Genomic DNA, 20200 nt, shown 5'->3' on the forward strand with positions numbered 1-20200 from the left:
GCGCCTGTCGCGCAACCTGAAGTGTCTATACAGCCGTCAATGACCGATATCTATCGCGCCAGGTGGTGTGCGAAACAGAACATTCCACCATCCCAGTGTGCTCAATAGTTCATTTAAGTCATGTTTGACATCATTTTCGGGGCGGCACACGCCATCTACATCGCTGGCGCGCTAGTTGGCAGTGTCGTTCTGTGGCCGGATCAGACCTATCCTCTTCACAAGGCTCCGGAGGAGCGCGAGACGGTGACCGTCGTCGGCTTCCATCCACAGTGGTACAAGGCAGATTCGAAGTGCCATTACAGCGGTCTCATCGTGCCGTATGTTCGCGATTGGCCTGAGACAATCAATGCGGGGCGCAGCGATGAGCGCGTTCTGCCGCCGGACCTCGACCGCACGGCAGGTCACGCCGTCATCCTGGACACGAAGACCTGCCCGGGGAAAGAAGACGAGAAGGTTTTGCTGGTCGACGCCGTTGAGCGCAACTTCGGCGCCCTCGGTGGTGGTACGGACTTCCACTTCGACGACCCGGACACCATCAAGCCCGAGTACAAGCCGAAGTGGTTGCCTCAGGTGATGGAACGCCTCCAGCGCGTCGCCGAGCATAACGACAACGCGAAGGAAATGGTCACAGCCATCACACAACTCGAACAAAAGCGTGCTGAGCAGGTGCAGGCAACTGCGAAGGCAATGGATGCCGGCCCCGCAAGTGCACCGACGCTCGCAATTGGGGTAGCGGCAGCCAGTGCTCCAGCTGCGTCAGCAACTCAATCCACCACGGCAACGGCATCGTCCCGCTGAACGGAAACATCAGCGCGTGCGTACGGCGCACATAGCGGACAATCACTGGGGCGGGTCTACCTCGATGGGCGATGCTCCCCGCACTTTCTCTTCAACTGAGTCTGAAACTCGTCATATGACGCTCAACGAGGCCCAAGAGCCATATCGTATACTCTGCCGTTTTCGAGCGCCTCGAACCCTGGTGGTTTCGCTGTTGAAAAGGCCAAACCCGCTTCTTTCTCAAATGCCTGGATATCTTCACTGACCCTCAGCAGCGCATTTTGCCATTCTGAAGCGTTGCTGATCTTCCCAATCTTCAAGGCTGATCTGACCTCGCTGTCAAACGCCGGTCCAACTCGCCCGTCCGTAATGAGCATGACGGCCTTCGATATCCCGACTGAACCAGCGAGGCCAGCACGCGCCCTTCCCTCATAAGAAAGATGCTCGAACACATTCCATAGCGCGTCGAGCGCGAGGACGTATGCACGATCACCAATGGGTGAAAATTGAGCTATATCGAAGGTTGATAGAACTTCAACATGTGGTGCAGCCTGGGCGATAAGGTCATCGAGATACGGTGGCTCATGTCCCGCCGAGAGTTCATCCCTCCGCATTGTGTTTGGACGACACGCTTGCCACTTTCGCAAGATTTTTCCAAGGCGAGCGGGCTTGGCATGCGGCGGAGTAGAAATCCAATCCCTCCAGTCCGCAATATATGAGGCGCTAAAGGTCGACACTTTTCGTTGAAATATCGCCACACTGTCCAGCGCAATCCCGGGCATGTGTTCCTCCAAGGGGCATAGTGATTAGAAGAGGTTTATGTAGAGACGGACAATCGGCGATGTGTTGCATTTCACGTTCACTACGTCATGGCGCTCTACTGCTTGACTGATTCGTGGCATCACCGGACCTCGGGGTGAGGGGCAGACTATCATTCAATATCGGCACCATGATGTCTTCCTTGAGGGCCAACAGCACATTGGCCGTTTAGCATGGCGACGAGGACGGTCAGTCGATGACGTCCTCGCTGAATTCGCCTGCAAACTGAAGCACCGGTGGTTTCCGGACTGCCCGGCGGCTTCGCCCTCTCAAGGATTAACGAAACAGTATTCACCGATCCGATGAATACTCCCACACTCCGTCCTTTCTGCCCTGCTCCGGGTTTTGATCAGATAGCCTTGCTGAACCAGATCGCGCTTCCTTGCGGGCGGATGGTAAATATCCAGATACCGACTAGCCTCAAAGGTCGTAACACTGCCCAACCGGAATAGGGCCGTGAGCAGCCGCGCACATTGTGTTCGCGAATCGTTACCGCCGTTTCCAGCAAGGATTTCTTCGAGGATCTTCGTCCGGACCGACGGAGAGGCACGGTTGTCGATGACGACACCGGAGTTTAAGACGACGCCACCAACGGCGACTTGGTGCTTGTCGCCGTTCTTCTCCATCTGATGTAGTAGCGGAGGCTCATTTTGCTGCACATTTTCGGACATCTTGACGTCTCCAGAACGGCCGCGGCGAATTCCGCAGCACAGACCGGATTGTTTCCGAGCATGGGTGATTCAACACCGCAACTACGGAACACGACTCCGCAATTGCGGCATCAACAAGCATCAATGCTCCGCTTTGCCTCCGCAAACTTGCTTTCTAACGTTCGCTTCGAAATCCCGGGTGCCCCGTCGAAATGCGCTAGTAGACCGCTGATCACCGCGTCCTGACTCGCGAATGACGAATACTTCTTCCCGCTGCCGGGAGATTTCCCGAGCAGCAGGTGCAATAAGCCTCCGATGATGTTCAAATACGTGGTCTCTTCCCGGCGGCCTAGGCGCTCACCTCCGGGAGCCCCCTGCAACGACTGCTCAAATTCCCTGAGCGCCGCTGTGCGAACCACAAGAACAGCATCATCGGGCAGAGCACCGGCGGGATAATAACTGTCTGGATCAAGCCAAGACTTCCGGTCCGCGAGGAACTTCTTCCGGTCTTCGGCATGCTGCATCATCAGCCGTTGCGCCTCCTCCTCGCTCAATTCCTGGAGCGCTATTCGAAGTTCAAGCTTCTTCTTGGCAGCGTTTGACCCACGATGAAATTCGTTATCGTCGAAGCTTTCCATGAGTTGCCACATCTCGGAAGCATTCTGTTGCACAAATGCACCGTCCAGACACGTGAGGGTGACGGCTGGACCGCCCGTGAGGAGTTGAAACTTGTGCTCGATATCCAGCCGTTCACTACCGATGAGTGGCAGATCCCAAACCCCCTCGATCTTTTGTACTTCGCTCTCGAGCGTGAGGAATCTTTCGTCGTCTAGATTCAGGCTCCTCATGTACCGGATCGGTTTGTCGTCTTCACTTTCGGGAAGCCCCGGAAACAGTTTCGTCATACCCGGGGGAAATTCCTGCCACTCGGCATCCTCCACCCCCACGACCTTTCCGCGTTTCGCCTGTGAGTGATTCACGAAGTTCACCGACAGAACCAGGTGCCCGTCGAGACACAGACGCAATATATCCGAGGGTGTCACTTGCTCGGACACCACCACGGACAAATGCCGCGCTGCTTCATCAAGAGTCAACCATTCCCTGAGTTTGAACAATTTACTCATTTCTCATTTTTCCACATGCCGCGACGAGCGATGAAATTCGATTGATGAAGCAGCCAAGGTAGCGACTGTGAGTGGGCATCTGCCACCAACGACGCCGAAATTTTAATGGAGACTCAAGACGAGATTTTCTTTTAGTGAGAACCTGCTCTCCTCCGGTGACTCCTTGAACTGCCCCTTCAGGTATCTGGAGGAAGTGATCTGCCACACCTCCAACTGCCGCATGATCACGGAACAATGTGGCACGGGATGTCGAAACTCAAGCGCGGGCTGGTTCGGCCGAAACCAAGGCCGCCAACGCCGAATGGATGCTGTGAATCTCCCCTCCAAGGTCAACGGTTGCAAACCTCATCCGGTGGCCCTGCACGAAGAACGACTCGTCCACGTGAAGTCCGACCGAGGGATGAAGAAGCAGTCCTTCCGCTTCCTCCGCGTGCTTGTCGCCAAAACCCGTTTGCGATCTAAGGTAAGCAAACATCTGGTATAGATAGTTGCTTTTGAACCGCTGCGTACCAAACTGATTCCTGGTAAGAATATCCGTGAATTTTGTATCGACGACGACGCGGCGGTTCGTGATCCGACTGTCAATCACAATATCCGCTTGCATGCCAGGAAGCAGGTCGTGCAAACCAGGCGTGGGTGACGCCACCGGCCAGGCGAGTACCTTTTGAGGTCGTACCCGCCACTCTTTATTCGGAAGCTCATGCATATAGAATCCGGCGATGGCTTTCTCAAAGATATACGGTAGTAGCCGCTCATCTCTTTGAAGCCGGGCGACCCGCGAGTCGCCCGACTCCTCGGATGGCAGGCGCGGGTCAAGCGCGAGATTGGAAACTACGATGAGCGCGGCATCGTCGGCGTCGTTTCGCCCAATCTGCTCTCGAGCCATTTCCGACCTTGATGGGCGCCGAAACGACACACCCAGGCGACCAAGTTCAGATGCGAGCAAACCGCAGCGACGTTCGAGCGCTTGGTCCCGGACAGTCGAAGCAATGTGCGCAAGGGCGTAGCGCACAAGCTGATTCCGCGGGGTATCAGCGTCAAGCTCCTCAAAGCGACAGATAATCCGGCCCTGTTGCAATTCACCCGCGGACAACGTCTTCACCAGATCAATGCGTCCGCGAACGCGCGTGAGCCGCGCCTCGCGAGGTTGATATGCGCGTGTCAAATTTCGCTTGATTCGACGCTCGACGAGGAACGCGAGCAGCCGCCCGAGCAACTCGGGAATGTCGTCCTGCTCGCCAATTTCCACCGGTAGCCGGTCGGCAAATCGCGCAAGGTTGTGTGCGTAAGACAACAAAAACCATAGGTTTTTGATTGGTATCGGAGTCGTCACGAATATGCGTACCAAGACGGTTACAGGTTGGCGACGAGTTCCTTGCGTGCCTCTTCAACCTTGTCAGGATCGTCGAACCAGTATTCACGTAGCAGAGGCTCGATTTCACTCTTGACGACTTCCGCAAACCAGGCCCTGGCGTTGTCGATCTTCGCTTCCTGTGCGGGTGTGACGAAGCTATGGCCGATGCGAAACTGTTCGCCCAACGACCGGTCCTTGGTGATACGTTCGTTCAACCGTTGTATCCGCATGGAAATGTCGTTGGCGTCATCATTCGAAAAACCTCCGTGCGTCATGCACCAGTCACGCCATTGGGAGCCCAAGGCAGGCGTCAACGTGGCAAATGCGAAACGACGACGCAACGCAAGATCAATCAACGCAAGCGAGCGGTCGGCGACGTTCATGGTGCCGATCACATAAAGATTCTTCGGGATGTAGATTCGCTCTTCCGGGGAACGCACATAGGCTGGTCGAAGTGCTTCCTCTTCCTTCCGCTTGTCATGCTCGAGCAGAGTGAGCAACTCTCCGAACACCTGTGCGGGATTGCCGCGGTTAATCTCTTCGATCACGACGACATACGGTTCGGGGCTCCGTTGCGCTTGAGCGATTGCTTCGAGAAAGACACCGTCAATGAGGTCGAGACGACCGTCAGCACCAGGGCGCCAGCCGCGAACGAAGTCCTCGTAGGACAATGATGGCTGGAACTGTACGGAGACGAGACGGCTGTAGTCCTTGCGATTTAGCAGAGCGTAACCCAACCGCTTGGCCAGCCAGGTTTTCCCTGTCCCTGGGGGACCTTGCAGGATGAGATTGCTCTTGTTCTTGAGCAGCCGAAGCATCGCGCTCAGTTCTTCCTGCGGAATGAAGCATCCGTCCTCGATGATGCTTTCTACAGTGTACATAGCGCTGACGCCTGCGCTGCTGCTATCGACAGCTTGCGGGACCGCAATGATGTCCGCGAGCGCTTCAACTGCACTGCCTCGAATTTGCCAGCGCTTCTCGAAGTCCTTGGGCAGTGCCGCTACGTAGTCTGCGCCCTCGTCTGTAAGAACCAGCCTGGAACCGGCCTCGGATTCTTTCGGGTGAACGAGTTCGACCATTTTGGCCCACGCAATAAGGTAAGCGGCAGGTTGCCTCGAGGTCCAGGTCGGGACGAGCGCCTGAAGCTTCGCCGTGAGAACCGCGGGCGTCATTCCTTCCGGCTCCCGCGAGAGCCAGTTCAGCAGATGTCCCATGCCGAACACACGGCCGATCAGAGGGCCGCGCAGAACATCGATTGGATCAGGTGCGACAAGCAGGTCGAGTCCACGAGAAGTGGGACGATACCCGCCATCAGTCAGTGTGATAAGTCCGAGGCCACCCTGTGCCTGAGAGATAATGTTCACCGCGCTGCCGCTTTTCAGCTGAGGCGCCTCCTGCATGATCAAGGAGATCAAATCCTCACGGCTGAGCCCGTGCTCGGTTTCACGAACAATCGCAACAAGCAGCCCGACATTATCGCTTACACACGTGAGGCTGCGACGCTGCGCATCCACGGGCAAGAATGAGATTTCGGGAATGTCGTCCGCCTCTCCCATGTTCGGCTGTTCGCTTCCTCCCTCGTCCGGGCTTTTGATGTATGTTTCCCAGAGATACCAAGGCAGGATCGCTTGGTCGACTGATTCTTCCACCGTCGCCGTGGCGCCAAGCACATCACGTAGATGCTTCCGGATGAGGGTGTGCTGTGCCACGAAGTTGCCAGGGAGGCGATGTAGCCCGAGTAGGCGCAGCACTTGCCACAGTCGACGCTCGTCCATCAGGCAGGTCATGTCCTCGGGAAAAACGGCGGCGAGCAGACGTATCAGTCGTGCCTTTGGGCGACGCGTTGCGTGTTTCTTGTCCGCGACGCGTTTTAGCACCTTGGTGTAGAGCTGCTCCAGCCATTTACTGCGAACTTGCACGTCTCCTTCCGGCATGGAGTCGCGCGCATTGAATAGGTCGGCTGCCAGTTCCGTGTCGGAAAAGGCTCCTGTTACGGTGACTGACTTGCCCGGCCCGATATTCGCGACCGGATTGTCATCCCACAGAGACTCCTGGAATGCTGCTTTCATCCAGGCGTCACGCGGCGCGTCTTTCGCCATGCGCACCTGCTCGGCATAGCGTTGGCGCCACTGAATTGCCCACGGCTCGTCGCGATACGTTTTAAACCCGCTTTTCCAGATATCCAGCAACTGCTCGTTGGTCAATATATTCGTCATTTTCTGTGGATCCGACTCATGGGGCATGCAATCGAGTACGCCTAGCGCGTAGACGAGTTCGACGACAGAGAATACATGATCAACCGGTTCGCTGAAGAGCTCCAAACCGAGCGAAGTGTCGCGGCGCATTGACCTGTTACTTCGCGACAATAGACATGCGCGACTGTCGCAGTCGCGCATTTGTGAGAGTTTTGTCGTATTGCCTACCCGATGAGGATACGCCCCCCGTTAGTCGTCTTTACGATCACGGCCTTTTTCACCAGCGGCTCTTGCTCCGCCACTTCCTCGAATTGCTTCGTCAGAAGCCCGGCAGCGAAAGCATGCTTCAGCGGGATTCCCGGGATGTCTGTAGTCGCCTGCATCTGCATGAAGCCAGTGACCAGAGCGGATATTGTCTTCCAATCGTGCGGTGTCGCCACACGCCGGGGTGCGCACCGATATTTTTCATCCTGTAGGGTTTCCACCTCGATATCCATGGTGAGAAACGCCATGTCCCAAAGGTTGTTGCCCTTTTCGATCTTCAGCGCGATCGGAACACGTTGGTAACGTCGCCACATGTCGATCGCCGCCCACAGTTCCGGGTCCGTCATTTCGGCCAGCCAGTAGAACTGCACACCTCCCATTTGGAGGCGCATCGACATAAGCAAGCCGTCTTCAAGCTCGACGCGCCCAAAACCGAAATTTCCGGCGCCCTGCTGCTGCGAAACGCATCGAAATTCACTCTGCCGCAGCGGGAACGTCAGTACAGGAATGTCACCGGGCAGACCAGCTGCCTGTTTGAAAGTCGCCTCAAAAGACTTGAGTTCTTCCAGGCGGCCGAGCGCGACAGGGACCAGGCCAGCGGGGATGCGATTCATACCTTTCATGATTATTTCCAGTTAATTTAGTTTGGCGCGGTTTGGCGCAACGAATACGTAGACTGCACAGGCAAACTAATCCGAAGCTCATGTCCAGATTAATTTCTCCTGCAAATGTGTATAGCTCGGCAGCAAAGCATGTTCCGATATGAACTCTATGGAATGGTCGAATTACCTTTAAATAACGTTCAATCTCACAGACACAGGCTTTCCTCTGACGACGACAGCCGGCAAGGCTTGTCGCGCGGGCTTGACGCCACCTTTCCTGCGAGCCGCGGCCTGCTATTCATTTCGTGAAACTGATCAGATCAGATACGGCAACGAATACTACTCTGCCGAGAGCGACAGACGATTTTTACCATCTCGGAAAGACAGAAGTCCACTAAAATCGTTACGATTTTCGACAATAAATTTGTCTTTTTAAAATCTACCGTTATTCAATGGCAAATTTCATAGCGACCAAAATCTCGTTCAAATGCAGGGAGATTTTCGACCGCCTTGAAAACTGCCTGCTGTGCACGGAGTTTTTGTTCGGTGGAGATTGCTGCGCGACGTGCGAATTTGGTGACTTGCTCGGTCACGCAATGGTCCTAAAGCTTGCCAAAGGTCTCTCGGCTTCCCGGAGTACCGTGCGGATCGCTATTCGAAACAGCGCCAGCCAGCCTCTTTGCGCCACTGAGCGCAGAGCGACAGTGAGCGATCGGTGGCCGTGGCGCTCGGGTATTCCCGACGCTACAATCGCGCGACCTGCCGCAGGCAGCGTCCTAGCTTTCGGCGGCGTTACTCGAGTAGGTCTCAGGGCAAATAGGAGGCCCCATGGCGCCACCCGTAGTTGACCTGTCCAACCCAGAAGCGGTCAAACGCGAATTGCTCGACGAGGATGCCCACGTCCGGGCCGAGTTCGCAGCGCATCTGGACGGCGAGCTCACTGAGCTAGCAGTCGCGCTGGCGGTCTGTTTCCGGCTCATACCCGCGCTCAACGCAGCCGCCAATCGGTCTAAGACCATGCAAACCGCACTAGTCACCGCGTTTGCGTACGGCGTCCTGGACGACATCGTCACGTCGACAAAACTGCTGTTCGCGGGAAAGTTGCCTGCAGCGGGAAACCTGATGCGACAGGCGGTCGAAGGAATCGCCATGTCAATCCTGTGCTCAGCCGATGCGCCACTGATCATCAAGAAGAACAGGAATCAACCACCGGTCACAGCACGCTATTGGGAGAAAGTCGACAATGACGATCACCGCACGCAGGGACACAAAGCAATCGAGCAGCTCGAATGGAACGCCGGCACGCTTGGAGTAAACAGTGGTGCCTTAGCACACATGCGCGCCGCCATGAAGCACTACAACGCGTTCAGCCATTGTGGAAAATTGACGATCGCAAGCCGGGTCGCACTCGAGCAGGTTGGTACGGCTTACGTTGGCGGACATTTCGACCCAGCCAAACTGGACGCATACCGCGGCGAGATGAACCAGCGGATTCGTCTGTGCCTGGTGCTCCCTCCGTTCCTGGAGCGCCTGCTTGCAACAATGGAGCCGCGGCCCGCGGCGCGACCGGCGCCAGCGCGGCCCCAATAGCGATTCGGCGGCGCACCTGGCGATCAACAGGTAGGGTTAATCACCAAGTGTGTTTTCGGGGCGCGGCCCAGATAAGTCGAAAGATTTCCACGCGCCAGACCGCTTCAGCCAACTGAGAACACCCAGAGCGAAGCATGCTGATCCGATGCCGCCGCCTGAGGAGGCAATACCGGAGAGAGGCCCATCACAAACATTGGCCCGTGCACGACGCTCTGCCAGATATTCCGCCTCAATGTCATAGACTCATTGCGCTCCCGATCTTTCGTCGGGAATCTTAGCGCAGCGGCGCTAACACTTAAATGCTGCTTTCATTACAAATACCGAACCCATATGTGGGCAAGCACACGTAAACCGCTTTGAATTGATGCATCAGGTTTCTACGATTTCAGATGTGCCGGCCTTACTCAGGCAAAAAAGCGAAATCTAAATCTGACCGCCGCGCACCTCTGATCATAACGTCGCAGCAGTCCTTAGCCGTCAAGCTGACATCACGTCGTGTCGAGAAATACAGTGCTCGCGCTTTTCTCAAACAGAAGCGCCGCATGGCGTTGTCCGTTTTATGAGGTGCCAAACCTGAAACGGCCCGTTGTATGTCGATACTGTTGAAGGAGACTTCACCATGGCTCAATACGTTCCGCTGCCCGGAAGCCAGAAAAACGTGTTACCGAACTCGCGACTCGCAGGACCCGTCGATCCGTCGACCCTGGCAAGCGTCACCGTGCGAATTCGATCGGTTAGCGACCCCGCCACGCTAGTTCAAAAGGCGTATGAACTTGCGAAAACTCCGCTTGCGGATCGCAAATACCTAACGCACGAAGAACTGGCCGAGCAGCACGGTGCAAGCAAAGAAGATCTCGACATGATTGAGCACTTCGCTCAGCAACATGACCTCAAGGTAGCCCATCGAAGTGCAGGCGAGCGCGCCGTTGTGTTGCAAGGCAGACTAGGCGATCTGCTCGGAGCCTTTCATGCAGATGTGCAGATGTACCACCACGCTGCAGGCACATACCGCGGAAGGCGAGGCGAGATTTCGCTGCCACAGGAATTAAGCAAGATCGTCACGGGCGTATTCGGCTTCGACACACGTCCAAAGCATCGAGAACCACATCGCCAGAAAAGCGCGGCGCAGAATGGGCCGGGCAATGGTAACGGCGTGGCTGCAACGGTGTTCGCAAAGCGCTACAACTTCCCGCCACAACTGGACGGTACCGGACAAACCATTGGGATCATCGAACTCGGTGGAGGTTATCGGAGAAGCGATCTCAACGCGTTCTTCAAGGAGATCGGCGTGCCGACGCCGCAGGTGTCATCCGTTTCGATTGACCACGCTGGTAATCATCCGTCTACGCCGGACTCTGACGATGGGGAGGTAATGCTCGACATCGAAGTTGCAGGTGCAGTGGCGCCCAAAGCCAAATACGTCGTGTACTTTGCGCCTAATATCGGCGATCAAGGCTTCCTGGACGCAATCAGCGCTGCAGTCCACGATTCAGAAAGAAAACCTTCCGTGATATCTATCAGCTGGGGCAGTCCCGAGGTCTCGACGGACGAGCAAGGTCTCAAAGCCTATCACGAGCTTTTCGCCGCGGCGGCTTCGCTGGGGATTACCGTGTGTGCGGCATCGGGCGATCATGGGACTGCCAATCTGGACGCTGGCCACTGGGACGGCAAGATTCACGTGAACCATCCTGCTTGTGACGACCTTGTGCTCGGATGCGGCGGGACGCAGATCACGGGCGGCAGGGACGTCGTATGGAACGACGGCACACCGTTCAACGTCAACGTGCAAGGCGGTGGCGGATGGGCAACCGGGGGCGGAGTCAGCGCGGCTTTTCCAGTACCGGCCTATCAAAAGAATGCAGGCATCGATCCCGTGTCGATTGACTCTGGGACGGCAGGCCGCGGCGTTCCAGACATTGCGATGAGTGCGACGAACTACTTTACGCGTGTCGATACCTCAGAAGGACCGTCGGGCGGGACCAGCGCCGTCGCGCCGTTGATGGCTGCCCTTGTCGCTCAGCTTAACCAGGGCAAGGCGAAGAACGTGGGCTTCCTGAATCCGTTCCTGTACGCGAACGCGTCAAAGGGCATCTTTAATGATGTGACGTCTGGAACCAATGCCATCAAGAACACAATCAAGGGGTACCAAGCGGCCAGTGGCTGGGACGCATGTACAGGACTCGGCACCCCGGACGGCACGGCGATCCTGAATCACTTGGCGTAACGCTGGCGTCTTGAGGAAGAGCCGTTGGCAGGCGGGCCCGAGCCAGGTGCGGAAAACGAGAGCCACCGCACTTGGCGCCCCGCCCGACAACAGACATGCCGGCCTTGGGCAGGTCCGGTTAGAGAGCGGAGATGAACGATAAACGATCCCCACCACCGAGCGCCGACTATGTTCCAGGCTCCTCTTCTGTCTATGGCCTCGCTCGCGACGTGTCTGTTTGCCAGCGGCTACTTTCGTTTGCCGCACAGCATGGCATTGAGATTCAGGAAAAGCATCTCAGCGCCGTGGGCCGTGCAGTAGATGCGCGGTCGAAAAACGTCTGGATCGCCGTCGATATCGCGTCCTTTTACGAGGCCTATGCCGCGATTTCAAAAGCGGTTTCACCGGTGACGAGAGAGACGCTCAGCCGTCGAGCGCCGACAATGGCGCAGAGATCGATGTGGCGTTATGGCTGTATTGCAGCCTTCATTGCCGTGCTTGTAATTGCGCTGTCATGTCTGATGTTGATCTTCAACCAGTTCACGGCAGATATCGACAAGCAGGTCGAATCGAACGATAAGCTCGCCCTGTCGATCCACGACGAAACGCAAGCGTTCATTCTGCAAGTTTGGGACTCGCGCGAGAGCTTGAATGACAAGGAGCACGCGAGCGATCATCTTGTCAACTCTCAAATGGCGCGGGAACTGAAGGAGAATATCCAGAAGTTTGCCATCAGCATGCGCCAGCTATATTCGGATATCGACGGCCTTAACCGCGTCATGAATTTTCTCGGATACTTGAGGTTTGATAAAAAGACAGAGATCTGGCAACGCGACGAGTACATGGGCAATTGCTACACCAAGGATGTCGGCATGGTGGAGCCTGTTACCAATCAGGACACCAATTTCTGGATGTGCTCGGCGGACGGATTGAGAGCGAACCTTGAGATCAAGCTGCCCCTGCTACATGTCGGCACCACTGATGTGCCGGACGATCCACCGATCCCCCACGCACGACCCGCGCCAAGGCCGCCCCTGGATCAGGTGCAAGAGGGGTTCCAGAAAATTGCCGTGTACCAGGACGTCCGCGAAATTGCGCTGAAGCTGAAGGCAGACGCTAACAACTTCGGTGGATCGGTCGTGGGGTTCGTTCTTCCTGTACTGTACGCTGCACTCGGTGCTTGCGCTGCTGTTTTGCGGCGAATCTGGTCGGAAACGGGAACGAGCACATATCACTTACGCAAATCCCCGATTGTGAACCTGGCGCAAATCGCGACGGCGGTCATTATCGGCATCACAATTGGACTCTTCACCAGCTTTCTAGAGGGAAGCAAGTCGCTTCCGCCACTGGCGTTGGCATTTGTTGCGGGCTATGGCGTCGACAAGTTCTTCGAATTCATCGAGCGCGTCGTGGGCGCGATCCTGCCGTCAGAGAAACCATCCTCGTCGCCCGAACCCGAGTTGAGCAAAGGCAAGTGAGCGCGAAGCGAGCGGGCTTAGCGGCCCCCTCGGCCAATGAAAGCCGCAAAAGGGACATGCTGCCGCGCTGGTGACCAAGCTGACCAGGGTCCGGCTTGAACTCGCGACCCGACACAGGGAGGCAAACTGACTGCATGGCGTCCAATAGGGCATTCCTATCTACTACTCGCTTAAGCGTGCTCGGAGGCATCGATCTGCTGAAGGCGTGTGCACCCGAGGACAACCGATCTATTTGTAGGTCGGTACTTCGAGAAATCCCTCATAAAACGGGAGAAGTTACATGGCGATTATCGCAGGTAAGCAGCCAAAAGCTGCAGCCACCGAGATCCCGAGACGGATCATCATCAAGCTTGCGCCAGAGCATTCCGCCGGTGCTCAGCCGGCCGAACTCAGGCGCTTTGCGGCGGATCGGCTGAAGCAGGTCGTTCCGAAAGCCCGTTTCGAAGTGCTCGGCGAGAATGAACCGCTCTCAGCTAAGGCACAGGCCGTGCTCGGACGCTACGTGGCTATCTCACTACCTGCAGAGGCGAAAGCCGATAAGATCGTGCGTCAGCTTACCGCGCGGAACGAGGTCGAAATTGCGTATCTCGAAGGTGGCCCCACACCACCGCCTGTCAACCCAGCGGACGACCCACGCTCGGCAAACCAAGGATATCTTGATGCGGCACCTGGGGGTATTGACGCCCGCTGGACATGGAATACCGCTGACGGCACGGGGGTTGGTTTTGTTGATATGGAGCAAGGCTGGACACTTAATCATGAGGATCTGGCGGGCGCGGGCATCACAATCATTTCCGGCCTCAATCAGGCTTATCCCGGACATGGCACGGCCGTACTCGGGGAAATCACCTCTGTAGACAATCAGATCGGTGGAGTGGGAATTGCGCCGAGATGCAGTGCGCGTGTCGTTTCACAATGGCGGACTGCGACGAGCTATGACACCGCCGCTGCGATCTTGTCCGCCACCGACGTGATGTCCCCAGGTGACATTCTCCTGCTCGAAGCCCAGACGTCGCAGAACGGCCTCAGCTATCTTCCTGTAGAAGTCGAGGCTGCGGTATTCGACGCGATCAACCACGCAACCGGTCAAGGTATTGTCGTGGTTGAGGCCGCCGGAAACGGTTCGCACGATCTCGATACATTCACCGACAACGCGGGCAACTACGTGTTGAATCGCTCGAGCGGAAACTACAAGGATTCAGGAGCGATCATGGTTGGGGCCGCAAGTTCGGCCGCACCACACGCGCGCCTCAACTTCTCGAATTTTGGGAGCCGGATTGACTGCTTCGGGTGGGGCGAGAACATTGACACGACGGGCGACGGCTGGCAGGGAAGCAGCACGACCGCCTATACCCCATCATTCGGGGGCACTTCGGGAGCTTCGCCGATCGTTGCAGGTGCAGCGTTACTGCTGCAATCGTGGCGTCGCGAAGTTCGAAGCGGCACTTATGACCCAAGCAGCATCCGAGATCTGCTCAGCAATCCGGAGGCAAACACACCGAGCGCCATGCCGGCGACCGACCGGATTGGAGTCATGCCAAATCTTCGCGCGATTATCGAAGCCCAGATTACGGCGGACACATGGCACGATTTCGGCGACCGTTACGTAAGCTTCGTCCAAATTCTCCTTGGGATTATCAACGATAGCCCTGGTTGGATCTGGGTTCCAGGGAAGGGGCCTGTCCCGGTTGATCCGGGTTGGGGTTCCAAGGTGGAAAGAATCTCAGCCAACAAACGGGATTTACTTGCCGCTCTAGCAGCCAACGAAATTGCAGAACGCGTTACCGACGCGGGGGTCAAGCGCCTGCTTCTCGATGCTTCCGCGGCTGCGATGAAGAAAGCGGTTCAAATTATTGCGGAAGGCAATTAAACGCTTGCCGACGTTCGCGATCGTGAACATAGCGTTGAAGCGGATTCATGTCGAAATATCCAGCAGCGGCCCGTCGGGTGACCCGGCAGCGTAGGTTCAACACTTGACGGCACATTACGTCCGGAGGATTTCATGGCTGACATTGCTCATGTCTTTGTTCTGGTGATGGAAAATCGGTCCTTCGACCACCTCTTCGGCCTGTCAGGGATCGACGGTGTTAAAGCGCCCGACGACTCGTGGGGTTTCTCTGACGGCGCCGCCGACAGGCTGACAGATGATCCTCCACACGAATTTGACGATGTGCAAAAGCAGCTGTCCGGCACGCCACCGATGAGTGGATTCCGAATAGGAACGTCAGCCGATATTGCGATGCGAGGATTTCGGCCGCCCGCGCTTCCCGTCGTCTCCCAGCTCGCGCAGCACTTCGTTCTCTTTGATAATTGGTTCTCGTCCATGCCGGGGCCAACATGGCCGAACAGATTCTTTGTGCATGCAGCCTCTTCTGGTGGGCTCGACAACAGTCCCAGCGCTATCACAAGCATCGAGTCGGATACAATCGACAGCCTCGGATTTTCCTTCGACAACGGTACGATTTTCGAGCACCTAACCGCCCAAGGGAAAAAATGGCGCGTCTACCACGCTGATGCTTTTCCGCAGGTACTCGCGATCAAGGGCCTCGTTGGGGGCTTCTTCCACCACGACACCTTCCGGAGCATCGAACCGGGCGCCGCGAATGATGATTTCAAGCGAGACCTAGCTTCGGAATACAACATCGACTACACGTTCATTGAGCCAGATTACGGACTGCTCAGCGGTAATTTCGCCACTGGGAATTCCCAGCATCCAGTTGGCTCGATAGCCGCAGGCGAGTTGTTCATCAAATACGTCTACGAAACGATCAGAAATTCGCCAATTTGGCAAAGCAGCATTCTTTTGGTCACATGGGACGAACACGGCGGTTTTTTCGACCATAAACTGCCGCCGACGGCCAAGCCTCCGGGTGATCGCGACACCAATAGCCAACGAGCACAGTATCCGCGACAGTTTCCATTCAATAAGCTTGGAGTGCGCGTTCCTGCCCTACTCATATCGCCATGGGTTCCTGGCGGACAGTTGGGAAGCCAGCTGTTTCCGCCTCCGGGCTCATCAGACGGCGTCGCCTTCGACCACGCATCGATCGTGAGGTCCGTTCGTGAAACGTTCGGAATCATCGCCCCACTAACGCAACGTGATGCCACCTCTCCATCCTGGACAGGCGCACTCCTCAACCAACGAAGAGCCAATGGTAGCGACGGACCGCTGACGCTGGACGCACCCTCCGCACCAACCGCCGCAAGCGCACGCACTTCTACCACCAGCGTCACTGCAAACCATATCGGAGGGTTTGCAATTATTGCGCACGCGCTGGACTTACAGATGGCAAAAGACAACTCGAGCCCTGCCGCGATTCACGACACAAACCTTTTTGCGCATCGCCTGCGCCCGGCAGTGGGCGCATCTCCGACGAACAACGCAGCTGCATCTGGCGCAGGAAGCCCTGCGGCGAACACTGTATCGCCTAGAGCGCTCGCAGATTACGTAACCTACATCGCGCGCCAGACCAAAGGCCATAAACGACGGTAACCTCCTCGTCTACGACTCCCACGCCGTGCACGCCAGCCGCGTGGTCGACCGCGCATGTCCCCTTGTTGCACGTGTCATTGACAGCATGCAACTGCTCTCTCGCTAGTTGCAGTTCACGGTCGTCCCCTGCGCTCCGCAATGGATAACGTCCCATACCGCTCCACTCTTAAAATACCCGCCGTGCGCCGATACCGGGTCCTCGATGACGAGGAATCGGGCTGCGTTTTGCACATATACGTTCACAATTCGTAACGGCTCGTGCTCATATTCCTTAGGGATCGACCATGTGAGAAGGTCATCTGTGTCGCTGAATGCAACGACATCAAGCGTCGCGCTCACTGTGGGAACTGCTTTCAATACTTGTGTCCGTACGGACTCAGATTTTGCCTGTGCCAGAAGGCAGAATACGTCCTCGCACTTCTCATTTTTTCCCTGTGCACCGGGCTGGCCTTTCTCAGTTTCCGACAACTGCAGTTCGACGGGGGCTCCGGCTGGCTTGCGATTAGCGGTAGCCGCTGTATCTTGTGCCGTGATATTGGCCATCCCAAGAAATGTAAGCTGATTTGCCATCATGTAAATGACCGGCGTATGAGCCAACATATCACGCAGGTAGCTTTCGGCACCCGGGTATTCTATCGCTAGTGCGGACTGGTCGACGCCTGGGGGGTTCTTTCCCAGGAGCCCTAGCAGCGTATCGTAAAGTAACCGACTGCCAAGACTGTGAGTCACGAAAACGTATCGTGTTTTTGAATCTACACTGGCCTTGCTCCAATCGCAACGCGGATTCGGTTTCAGAGGATTTGCAGGCAGAATCGGTTGCCCCGTGAAAGCGTGACACAATGCGTCGGCCAAGCCAAGCTGCATAACGGTGTGATACTGGCCCATGTAGATAGCGGAATCAGCAAGCTTCCGATCCAGAATATCCTCCTTCACCAAGCGGTTCAGTGCCAGTCTCGATGGCGGCTGAGCCTGTTCTCCCTGACTGATAGGCAGACACGAGAAAATCCCAGGCTTGGTGAAATCATCCCTGAGGCGGGTATTCTTGACCCACTGAGTAAGCGGCGACCATGTCACCTCAATGGCTTCAACGCGAATTTTCGAAGGCGGATAGGTAAAATTCTGCGTTCGAAGAGCGACATACGATTGGTCATCGTACGGGTGTGGATTTCCTTCCGATGGCGTCAAGAATTCATTGCTATAGATTGGCAGCTCGGTGACAGGTGCCGCCCCATTCGGAATCAACCCAATTTTTTTCGCCGTGTCGTTACCGAGCCATCCATCGTCGCTGTCTCCACTCAGCGCATATCCTGGGCAAAAATCCCCAACTCCGTGAATGAAGACAAGCTTGACGTCGGTCACTTCATCCGAAAGATATGTGTTTAACGGCTTCACGATACCGTGGGGGTCCCCATGTGCATCTCCGGGTTGATATACCCCCGGACCGGCACACGCCGAGAGCAACGCAAAGGGCAACATACGCGCGCATCTGGCGATCCGCGTTCTCAATCCACTTTCGCAGTCGGCGGATCGCTGTAATATATGGATGCCGTTGTTCATTACGTTCTCCAGTCTCCTCAGCCAGATTGCGGTCGAGCAAATGCATAGGAGGCGGGACGAGTCAGATCCCCTTTTTGGGGAGTTAGCGACCTATCCTGAATGGGTAGCCTTTGCGTCAACCAGCTTCAAGGATTAGTATCAACCTTTCGTGCGGAAACGCTCATACCGCAATAGACGCGTTGATAATGGAGTTGTCTCTGCGTCGCGACGGCAGGTCAGAAAGGCCGTGGCACGAAGACGACACCGGGGGAACGCGACCCAGAGAGGAATCCGCGTCCGTGCGCATGAACACACTTCAGCTGGAAATGCGCAACGCGCGTGCTCGAGCGAAATTCTAAGCAAGACGGCGGGCGCAGCGCAGGGCGACGATGACGTTTCATCACCTCCCGAAACAGGCTGCGCGCAAGCCGATGCACATCATCGAGATAACTTTCACGAGGGCATGTCGAGGTGCCTTACCCTCGCCAGACTATTGACTCGTCGCATAACATGGAGGGCTAGCGGCGAGTCGCTGAGTCAATCGCAGGTAAGGCCTGGCTATGCGACGCCAGCAAGAGCTATGGCCTCACTCGGTTGAGGCTGTACGTCAACTTCCGCGGGATCTTTCACGCTTTAGCCCGCAGCTATAAAACAGGTCGGTTATGACAGCCGAAAGTGATCGTGAGCAGTTGGTAATTGGCGCACCGCAGTGGGTCGACGGCGAAGTTCAGCGCTACCTTGACAGTGGCGACTATGACAGCAGCTTTGCGAACTGGCCGGGTGACAACTACGTCGACATAGCGAAAAAAGCCAGTCAACGCTTGCGAACTGCGCTCGTGGAGGAGACCCTTCGGCGAGCGAATGGCCGCGGCGGCCAAGTAACCGTACCGGACGATTTGCGTGCGTGGCCCCGAAATAAGCTTTCCCCCATGATCTTCGGGCTCTTCCCTGCCGACGAGCGCTCCGTCGTCCTCGACACACTTGGTGGCAACGTTGTATTCCTCACTCCGCAGAACATTGCTTCGGTTCTCATGGAGCAACGGTGGCCGTCGACCGCCTGGAACCTGGCGAATGTCTATCTCCGTAGTGTGGGTGCACCAGCTCTCGCGCACGAGGCCTGCCAAATTGTGGGGCTGAGCGAGCAAACGACGTGCTATATCTCGATGTCATATTTCCAGGAAACTGACCCGTTCGCGGATTTTGTCGTCCATGAGGCCGCCCACGCCTTCCATAATTGCAAGCGAGCCACTGTCGGGCTACGCGAAAGCAGTCGAGGGGAGCATCTGCTCAACATTGAGTACGCCAAACGCGAGACGTTTGCCTACGCCTGTGAAGCTTACAGTCGCATCAGCTCGATGGCTGCGGGCGTCAAGCAACGACTGGAGACGCTCGAGCGGCACGCCGATGGCTTTTTACCGCCGGACGATCGTGTCGATCATGAGGAGTATCTCGACATTCTTGGCGAAGCCGTAAAGTCCCGCAACGGATGGAAACGCATCCTAAAACGGTGCGCACCAAATGCGCGCCAATGAGCGGTCGCTGACTATCACTAGCGAGAGCGAGCGGTCTGAAAACATGGGATCGCAGCGGCAAATGCCGCCCAAAAATCGTCGATAAACCGAGGGCGAGCGCGCAGATTCGTCCGCTCGCCCTCGCCTTTCGTGCTGTCGCTCCTCGGGCTCAGGCCAGGGGAACAATGGCGCCCAGCCGCCCCGTCAAATCGGCTGGATATTCGCTGCCTGTTTTCCTTTGGGTCCCTGCTTGACGTCGAAACTGACACGCTGCCCCTCTTGCAACGACTTGAAGCCTTGCGCTTGCACCTCCGAAAAATGTGCAAACAGGTCATCACCAGACCTTCGTCCGGTGTGATGAACCCAAAACCCTTGGCGTCGTTGAACCACTTAACCGTTCCAGTTGCCCTGAACATCTCCTCGTCACGAGTAAGGCGCAACTTGCATGCTGCACGAGACGCGTAGTCGGTGTCCAATAGGCTGCAGCTAATACGCCCGGCTCAGCTTTCCACAGACTCCGTCAAAGCGACACCCTCGATGGGTGACAAGATTCGTTTCCGTAGCTGTCGACCACGAGGCGAAAACAGAACCGGCGTGGGCCGCA

The 20200-nt window shown here is 56.4% G+C and carries 15 protein-coding genes and 1 pseudogene; 7 read left to right on the plus strand and 9 right to left on the minus strand.

Going from position 1 to position 20200, the window contains the following annotated elements; genetic code table 11:
* Positions 1-120 precede the first annotated feature (120 nt).
* Positions 121-798 carry a hypothetical protein gene (locus BPHY_RS34435; protein ID WP_012406097.1) on the plus strand — a complete coding sequence of 226 codons (678 nt, stop codon included), beginning with the start codon at positions 121-123 and terminating at the stop codon, positions 796-798.
* 122 nt (positions 799-920) lie between these two features.
* Here BPHY_RS34435 and BPHY_RS34440 read toward each other — a convergent pair whose 3' ends face one another.
* From BPHY_RS34440 to BPHY_RS42200, 7 genes are all read right to left on the minus strand, one after another.
* Complete coding sequence (locus tag BPHY_RS34440) at positions 921-1559, minus strand: hypothetical protein (protein ID WP_157686895.1); 639 nt, start codon at positions 1557-1559, stop codon at positions 921-923.
* 306 nt (positions 1560-1865) lie between these two features.
* Positions 1866-2267 carry a helix-turn-helix domain-containing protein gene (locus tag BPHY_RS34445; protein ID WP_012406099.1) on the minus strand — a complete coding sequence of 134 codons (402 nt, stop codon included), beginning with the start codon at positions 2265-2267 and terminating at the stop codon, positions 1866-1868.
* A 110-nt stretch (positions 2268-2377) separates the two neighbouring features.
* Positions 2378-3370, minus strand: coding sequence for a hypothetical protein (locus tag BPHY_RS38975; protein WP_052306225.1), 993 nt, complete (start codon positions 3368-3370; stop codon positions 2378-2380).
* Positions 3371-3626: 256 nt separating this feature from the next.
* Entirely contained in the window at positions 3627-4703 is a 1077-nt protein-coding gene (gene mcrC, locus BPHY_RS34455) for a 5-methylcytosine-specific restriction endonuclease system specificity protein McrC (RefSeq protein WP_157686896.1), read from the minus strand.
* Between the two features lie 20 nt (positions 4704-4723).
* On the minus strand, positions 4724-7069 hold the full coding sequence (locus BPHY_RS34460) for an McrB family protein (protein ID WP_012406102.1): 2346 nt from the start codon (positions 7067-7069) through the stop codon (positions 4724-4726).
* Positions 7070-7143: 74 nt separating this feature from the next.
* On the minus strand, positions 7144-7806 hold the full coding sequence (locus BPHY_RS34465) for a hypothetical protein (protein ID WP_012406103.1): 663 nt from the start codon (positions 7804-7806) through the stop codon (positions 7144-7146).
* A gap of 428 nt (positions 7807-8234) precedes the next feature.
* On the minus strand, positions 8235-8378 hold the full coding sequence (locus BPHY_RS42200) for a hypothetical protein (protein ID WP_157686897.1): 144 nt from the start codon (positions 8376-8378) through the stop codon (positions 8235-8237).
* Between the two features lie 235 nt (positions 8379-8613).
* Between BPHY_RS42200 and BPHY_RS34470 the strand changes: the two genes are divergently transcribed.
* The 5 genes from BPHY_RS34470 to BPHY_RS34490 all read left to right on the plus strand — a co-directional run bounded on the left by BPHY_RS34470 (position 8614) and on the right by BPHY_RS34490 (position 16549).
* On the plus strand, positions 8614-9375 hold the full coding sequence (locus tag BPHY_RS34470; RefSeq protein ID WP_012406104.1) for a hypothetical protein: 762 nt from the start codon (positions 8614-8616) through the stop codon (positions 9373-9375).
* A 619-nt stretch (positions 9376-9994) separates the two neighbouring features.
* On the plus strand, positions 9995-11599 hold the full coding sequence (locus tag BPHY_RS34475; RefSeq protein ID WP_012406105.1) for a S53 family peptidase: 1605 nt from the start codon (positions 9995-9997) through the stop codon (positions 11597-11599).
* A gap of 131 nt (positions 11600-11730) precedes the next feature.
* On the plus strand, positions 11731-13056 hold the full coding sequence (locus BPHY_RS34480) for a hypothetical protein (RefSeq protein WP_012406106.1): 1326 nt from the start codon (positions 11731-11733) through the stop codon (positions 13054-13056).
* Between the two features lie 280 nt (positions 13057-13336).
* Positions 13337-14926 carry a S8 family peptidase gene (locus tag BPHY_RS38980; RefSeq protein ID WP_012406107.1) on the plus strand — a complete coding sequence of 530 codons (1590 nt, stop codon included), beginning with the start codon at positions 13337-13339 and terminating at the stop codon, positions 14924-14926.
* A gap of 132 nt (positions 14927-15058) precedes the next feature.
* Positions 15059-16549: an alkaline phosphatase family protein gene (locus tag BPHY_RS34490; RefSeq protein ID WP_012406108.1), complete on the plus strand. Its 1491-nt coding sequence runs from the start codon at positions 15059-15061 to the stop codon at positions 16547-16549.
* Between the two features lie 102 nt (positions 16550-16651).
* On the opposite strand, the gene BPHY_RS34495 is transcribed toward BPHY_RS34490, so the two are convergent.
* On the minus strand, positions 16652-18106 hold the full coding sequence (locus BPHY_RS34495; protein WP_012406109.1) for a hypothetical protein: 1455 nt from the start codon (positions 18104-18106) through the stop codon (positions 16652-16654).
* Positions 18107-18747: 641 nt separating this feature from the next.
* Between BPHY_RS34495 and BPHY_RS34500 the strand changes: the two genes are divergently transcribed.
* On the plus strand, positions 18748-19617 hold the full coding sequence (locus tag BPHY_RS34500; RefSeq protein ID WP_012406110.1) for a hypothetical protein: 870 nt from the start codon (positions 18748-18750) through the stop codon (positions 19615-19617).
* 183 nt (positions 19618-19800) lie between these two features.
* Here the strand turns inward: BPHY_RS34500 and BPHY_RS40430 are convergent.
* Positions 19801-20012 (minus strand): annotated as a pseudogene (locus BPHY_RS40430) (cold-shock protein).
* Positions 20013-20200: the final 188 nt, after the last annotated feature.

The organism is Paraburkholderia phymatum STM815, assembly GCF_000020045.1.
In the GTDB taxonomy this organism is placed as follows: Bacteria; Pseudomonadota; Gammaproteobacteria; order Burkholderiales; family Burkholderiaceae; genus Paraburkholderia; species Paraburkholderia phymatum.

Bases quoted from the DNA above. Each gene is read 5' to 3' on its own strand.
- BPHY_RS34465 (WP_012406103.1), bottom strand. From the start codon at position 7,806: ATGAAAGGTATGAATCGCATCCCCGCTGGCCTGGTCCCTGTCGCGCTC.
- BPHY_RS34490 (WP_012406108.1), top strand. From the start codon at position 15,059: ATGGCTGACATTGCTCATGTCTTTGTTCTGGTGATGGAAAATCGGTCC.
- BPHY_RS38975 (WP_052306225.1), bottom strand. From the start codon at position 3,370: ATGAGTAAATTGTTCAAACTCAGGGAATGGTTGACTCTTGATGAAGCA.
- BPHY_RS34480 (WP_012406106.1), top strand. From the start codon at position 11,731: ATGAACGATAAACGATCCCCACCACCGAGCGCCGACTATGTTCCAGGC.
- BPHY_RS34495 (WP_012406109.1), bottom strand. From the start codon at position 18,106: ATGAACAACGGCATCCATATATTACAGCGATCCGCCGACTGCGAAAGT.
- BPHY_RS34435 (WP_012406097.1), top strand. From the start codon at position 121: ATGTTTGACATCATTTTCGGGGCGGCACACGCCATCTACATCGCTGGC.
- BPHY_RS34470 (WP_012406104.1), top strand. From the start codon at position 8,614: ATGGCGCCACCCGTAGTTGACCTGTCCAACCCAGAAGCGGTCAAACGC.
- BPHY_RS34440 (WP_157686895.1), bottom strand. From the start codon at position 1,559: ATGCCCGGGATTGCGCTGGACAGTGTGGCGATATTTCAACGAAAAGTG.
- BPHY_RS34500 (WP_012406110.1), top strand. From the start codon at position 18,748: ATGACAGCCGAAAGTGATCGTGAGCAGTTGGTAATTGGCGCACCGCAG.
- BPHY_RS38980 (WP_012406107.1), top strand. From the start codon at position 13,337: ATGGCGATTATCGCAGGTAAGCAGCCAAAAGCTGCAGCCACCGAGATC.
- BPHY_RS34445 (WP_012406099.1), bottom strand. From the start codon at position 2,267: ATGTCCGAAAATGTGCAGCAAAATGAGCCTCCGCTACTACATCAGATG.
- BPHY_RS34475 (WP_012406105.1), top strand. From the start codon at position 9,995: ATGGCTCAATACGTTCCGCTGCCCGGAAGCCAGAAAAACGTGTTACCG.
- BPHY_RS34460 (WP_012406102.1), bottom strand. From the start codon at position 7,069: ATGCGCCGCGACACTTCGCTCGGTTTGGAGCTCTTCAGCGAACCGGTT.